The 5,211-nt window shown below is 65.1% G+C and carries 6 protein-coding genes; 2 read left to right on the top strand and 4 right to left on the bottom strand.

Annotated features, from left to right (window positions below):
• Positions 1 to 556: 556 nt before the first annotated feature.
• The gene (locus tag VE172_RS04115; RefSeq protein WP_324797575.1) at positions 557 to 1,660 is read right to left on the bottom strand and encodes an NAD(P)/FAD-dependent oxidoreductase; all 1,104 of its coding nucleotides are present in this window, start codon (positions 1,658 to 1,660) and stop codon (positions 557 to 559) included.
• A gap of 89 nt (positions 1,661 to 1,749) precedes the next feature.
• On the opposite strand from VE172_RS04115, the gene VE172_RS04110 reads away from it, so the two are divergent.
• Positions 1,750 to 2,208 carry a MarR family winged helix-turn-helix transcriptional regulator gene (locus VE172_RS04110; protein ID WP_324797573.1) on the top strand — a complete coding sequence of 153 codons (459 nt, stop codon included), beginning with the start codon at positions 1,750 to 1,752 and terminating at the stop codon, positions 2,206 to 2,208.
• A gap of 55 nt (positions 2,209 to 2,263) precedes the next feature.
• Here the strand turns inward: VE172_RS04110 and VE172_RS04105 are convergent, their stop codons facing one another.
• The 3 genes from VE172_RS04105 to VE172_RS04095 form a co-directional block, all read right to left on the bottom strand.
• The gene (locus VE172_RS04105) at positions 2,264 to 2,704 is read right to left on the bottom strand and encodes an SRPBCC family protein (RefSeq protein WP_324797570.1); all 441 of its coding nucleotides are present in this window, start codon (positions 2,702 to 2,704) and stop codon (positions 2,264 to 2,266) included.
• Positions 2,704 to 2,946 carry a hypothetical protein gene (locus tag VE172_RS04100; protein ID WP_349258246.1) on the bottom strand — a complete coding sequence of 81 codons (243 nt, stop codon included), beginning with the start codon at positions 2,944 to 2,946 and terminating at the stop codon, positions 2,704 to 2,706. Before VE172_RS04100 ends, VE172_RS04105 begins: the two co-directional genes overlap by 1 nt.
• A gap of 336 nt (positions 2,947 to 3,282) precedes the next feature.
• Positions 3,283 to 4,113, bottom strand: a complete 831-nt coding sequence (locus VE172_RS04095; protein ID WP_324797564.1) for a helix-turn-helix transcriptional regulator — start codon at positions 4,111 to 4,113, stop codon at positions 3,283 to 3,285.
• Positions 4,114 to 4,233: 120 nt separating this feature from the next.
• On the opposite strand from VE172_RS04095, the gene VE172_RS04090 reads away from it, so the two are divergent.
• On the top strand, positions 4,234 to 5,211 hold a 978-nt coding region (locus tag VE172_RS04090; protein ID WP_324797561.1), incomplete at its 3' end, for an aldo/keto reductase.

Below are 5,211 nucleotides of genomic sequence, written 5' to 3'. Positions count from 1 at the left end.
GCATCATCCACAGCGCCAACAAAGTGCGGTTTGTGGGTGTTCTTGCTGGTCGTGGCCGTGTCTTGGGCAGTGGTTCGCGTCGTTGGCGGTAGTGGATTGGTTCTGTTGTCACGGGGAAGGAACCAATGCGGGGCAAGACTTGCACACCAAATGTGCGTGGAGTGATTTCACGCGGTGTGTCGCGTAGATCGGTGATCCACGAGCGGCTCGGTGCGTGAGGCATCCTCTCGACGCGGTGGAGACGACGGCCGCTTACGCCAACCGCTGCCGTTGGGGAGAGCACGGGTGAAGAGCCCCCGCGACGCCGCGCGAAACGCGGCAAAACTGCGAGGCACAAGTACATCGAGATCCCCGGCAAACGACTGCCGTTGAACGTATTTGTCCATGACATCCCTCATCTGTTCGTCTTCCTCGCCGTGGCCAAGACGGCTCGAGTCGCGAATCGATTACCACTGCGACGGTGGCGGCGATCGCCACCCCACCCTTCGAGACCTTGCAACAGGAATCTGGGGCGCCTTGGCCATGGTTACGTCGACTGGTCAGCATTCGTTCGGGCTCAGGGGGTCAGGTCGAACCTCTCCATGAACCGGGAGGTAAAGAGGTCAATCCCCTTGCGCTGGATGACTGTCTCCAGCGGTACGGCGATGGCGCCGCCTGCGGGGTCGGGAAGCTGGCCCACGCCCGCGCGCGTGCCCAGCGGTAGCAAGATTCGCGGGACGGATCCCGACTCGTAGACGGTTCCGGTCTCGTCGCCCCGCAGTTGTGCTCGGATGTTCTCGACGACTACGAGCGACTGCGTCTGAGCGTGGGTCGCCATCTTGGCATCGGACAGGTCGGCGATGTCGCCGAGCGCGTAGACGCTCCGGTAGCCGACCACGTTCAGGTACTCATCGACGGGCACGGTGCGACGCTCGGTGAGTTCGACGAGGGCGCCGTCCTCCAGGTAGTCGGTGTTGACGCGCGCGCCGAAGCTGCGAAACCAGATGTCCGCGGTGATCGGCTCGCCGGCGTCCGTCGTGGCCGTGAAGGCTGAGTTCGTCCCCGGCTCGACGGGCGGCGATTCGGTCAGGGACGTGCCAAGTCGCAGGTCCACGTCGAGTTCCTTGAGTTGGCGGTGGAGGTCGGCGCGTATCTCAGGCAGGAATTCGGGGAGAAGGTCCGGCGATGGATCGACGATGGTGATGTGTTTGTCTGGCCATACCTCACGAATCTCGCCCGCGAGTTCGAGCCCGACCGGGCCGGCACCCAGGATCAATGCCCGCTCGGCGCGCCGAAGGTGGTCGTTCGTGACGCGCAGATCCTTCACGGCCGGTGCCGCGCTGGTGGTCATGTGCCGGGGGTGGGCCGGGTATGAGTGGCTCGACCCGGTCGCCAGGACGAGATAGTCGGCATCGACGCGGCCGCCATCGGACAGGGTGACGCCGGCGGGATCGGCCGACGTCACCCTGTCCCGGACGACGCGGCCGTGTTTCAGGAGAGTGCGGTAGTCGAAGAACGGGTGGTGGGCCCAGTCGGGCCGGGCCAATGCCCGCAGCGAACCCGCGAAGTTGACGAACGCATCCCGAGGATCGATGAGGGTGACCCTCGCGTCGCCGTCCAATGACTTCGCGATGAGGGTGCCGGCGTATCCGCCTCCGACGACCACGACTGCTGGACCCATGTGATGCGCCTTTCGCTCGTTTCAAGTTGACGTGACAACTCTAAGGCGCAAGAGTTGTTACGTCAACTCTTCCTGGCTAGGATGTACCCATGACCGAGACCGCATCCTTGTCACCCGAAGAATGGATGTTCTGGGACGAGTGGATGCAGGCACAACGCCTGCTGACCAAGGAGGTCGACCGGACCCTGCAACGCGACTTCGGGATATCCAAGGCCGAGTTCAGCATTCTCGTGATGCTGCGCGCGGCCACGGGCGGACAGATGCGGGTCACCGACCTCGCGGGTTCGCTCGACTGGGAGAAGGGCCGCGTCGCACACCAACTCACCCGAATGGAGCGCCGCGGGTTGCTGGAGCGAACGGAGGCGGGCGCCGCCGGCCGCCGAACCGGCATCATGCTGACACCGTCGGGCGCCGATGTGGTCGAGCGCGCGATCCACGGGCATGCGGCCAACATCCGTCGGTTCGCCTTTGATCGGCTCTCGCCGGAGCAAACAGCAGCGATCAGCGCGTGGAGCAAGGGGCTCATCAGTCAACTCGCGCCGGGATAGTCCTAGGCGGAGGGTGGCGTGAGGGCTTTCTGGCGTCCCCCGAAAACCAGTGAGGTCACGCGAGCGTGGCGGCGATGGTCTCCTGCCACGAGCGCAGGAAGCCCGGATAGTCGGCGGCGAACTTCGCAAGGTCGGCGCGGTCAGCTTCGGACAGCGCGGTCAGGTCGTAGGAGACGGTTACGGTGCTGTGATCGCTTTGGCCGGGGGTCGCCTCGAGCGAGACGGTGACGGTTCCGGCGCGGAGGCCGGGCGTGGCGCGGGAGTAGGACATCATGCGGCCGGGCCGCCGGTCGACGACGGTCCAGATGGTGCGCTGGTCGTGGGCATGGGTTTCGAAGACGGTGCCGGGCTCGGTGTCGTCGGCCTCAGGGTCGGGGAAGTGCGGGTCCCAGCCCTCCACCCAGTCTTGTTCGCCGCGCGGGGTGAACAGTCGGAACGCCTGCGCGGGCGGCAATGCCACCTCGATGGTGCCGGTGAGCCGGCGCCGGACGGGCATCACTTCTCCTCCAGCGCGTGGCCGTCGGCCGCGGTGAGGCTCAGGCCGTAAACGTCCCTGAGCTGCTTGATCTTGCTCAGGATTTCGGGACTGAACGGCGCCTTGCCTTCGAACGCGTGCAGGGCGATGCCTTCGACGAGTTCGCCCAGCGGCATGTCGAGATATTCGGCCAGGCCCTTGAGCACCTTCAGCAGGTTCTTTTCGACGCGCAATCCCGTTTGCACTCTCTGGACTGTTACCATGGTAACAAGATACCATGGTAACGTACTCGTCATGTTCGCCCGCCGCGCCGTACATACACATAGGACGGATCGCGGAACGGACCAAACAGTCACACCAGGAATCTTCCTTGAACTCCGCGACTGTCGATCGCGGCACATACCGCAGCGACGCCGCCGTGGGTGGCGTTGCCCCGGCCGGACCGGGCATCGAGACCCGACGCGTAGCGCACGTGGGTATCGACTAACCGCGATCGCGCCAAGTCCACAGTGGCTCGCCGACACGACGAATCACGGGGCAGCGTCGGGGCCAGAGGGTTCGAGTCCCTGCGGGTCCGCGCCTGAGTGGATGGTTCACGGTCAATGGTCCGACAGTCGGTCCAAGGCCGACTGGCTTTGCTCGTCCGCGGCACGGTAGATCAGCAACCGTTGGTCCGGATCTTGTAGCGGTATGAGGACTTCGAAGTGCATGGTGAGCATTCCGACTTCGGGATGCCGCAGCGTCTTGTGACCGCGGCCGTTGACCTTGACGTCCCGCTCGGCCCAAAATCGCGCGAATTCCTCGTCATGGCCGATGAATTCGGTGATGAGATCGGACAGTGCCTGGTCGTCTGGGTGCGTGGCCCAGGCGGCGCGCAGGTGGGCGATTCCCTCGCGTACGACTCGTTCGCGGTCGACATAGAACTCGCGTATGCCCGGGTGCATCAGGCACAGCCACATCGAGTTGCGTCGCGGGGGCGGCAGCGTGTCGAAATCCAGCAGGAGACGCGCCATTTCGGCGTTCCAGTCCAGGATGTCGTAGCGGTGGTTCATCAGCATCGCCGGCAGTGGTGACAGATCGGCGACAAGCCGGGCCAGGGGTGGTGCGGCGGCGGTGCTGGGTTTGTCGGTGTTGCGGGGACGATGCTGGGCCAGGCCGAAGAGGTAGGCGCGTTCGTCGGGGTTAAGCCGCAACGCCCGGGCCAGCGCCTCCACGACGTCGGCCGAGGGTCGCAGGCCGCGGGCCTGTTCCAGCCGCACGATGTAGTCGATGCTGATTCCGGCCAGTTCGGCGACCTCTTCGCGGCGCAAGCCGGGGGTGCGGCGGGATCTTCTGCGCGAGGTCAGGTCGAAATCGTTCGGGGACAGGCTTTCGCGACGCGACCGCAGAAACGCGGCCAACTCCTGCGTCCTATCCATGGCGCGGGTCATCGGGCTCGATGTTACGCCGGGGTAGGACTGGCTTTCCCAGGAACTTTTCTCCCTTTTCCGCTGCTCGCGGCGGGCGCAGACTCGGTTCTTGACAACGGATCACGAGTTCTGGAGGACATGATGTCACTCACCCTCGACAGTTACCGGATGCTGGGTCGGTCCGGGCTGCGGGTCTCACCGCTGGCGCTGGGCGCCGCGACCTTCGGCACCGAGTGGGGCTGGGGCGCCGAGCGGGACGAAGCGCGCAAACTGTTCGACGTCTATGTCGAGCGCGGCGGCAACTTCATCGACACCGCCGACACCTACACCAACGGCAGTTCCGAGCGCCTGCTGGGCGAGTTTACTCGCGACAATCGGGAAGGCCTGGTGGTGGCGACGAAATACTCGACACTGCGCAGGCCCGGCGACCCGAATTCCGGCGGGCCGCACCGAAAGAACCTGTTCGCGTCGGTGGAATCCAGTCTGCGGCGGCTGAACACCGACTACATCGATCTGCTCTACCTGCATGTCTGGGATTTCACGACGCCGGTCGAGGAGATCCTGCGGGGCATGGATGATCTGGTTCGACAGGGCAAGGTCTTGTACGTCGGGGTGTCCAATACCCCGGCCTGGCAGGCATCGCGGATGCAGGCGATCGCCGACCTGCGGGGCTGGTCGCCGCTGGTCGCGTTGCAGATCGAATACAGTCTGATCCAGCGTGGCGGTGAACGTGACCTGATCCCCATGGCGCGCGAGATGGGGCTGGGCGTAGTCCCGTATTCGCCGCTGGGCGGCGGGTTGCTCACCGGTAAGTACACGCGAGAGGATCTGACCGCGGTCGGCGCCGAAACCGATGAAAGCGCTCGCAAGAGTCTCAACGTCTCCGTGGGCTGGGTGACCGAACGCAATCTCGGTATCGCCGAGACCGTGAAGGAGATCGCCACGGAACTGGGTCGCACGCCCGCCCAGGTCGCGCTTGCCTGGACCTTGCGGAAACCGGACGTGACGGCATCCCTCATCGGCGCGCGCACCACCGCGCAACTGGACAACAATCTGGGCGCACTGGAGGTCGAATTCACCGCCGCTCAACTGACGCGTCTCGACGAAGCCGCCGCGATC

Source organism: Stackebrandtia sp., from assembly GCF_035643755.1.
Classification (GTDB): Bacteria; Actinomycetota; Actinomycetes; order Mycobacteriales; family Micromonosporaceae; genus Stackebrandtia.
The sequence above is the reverse complement of the archived record's forward strand: the minus strand, read 5'-3'. Positions and strand labels throughout refer to the sequence as shown.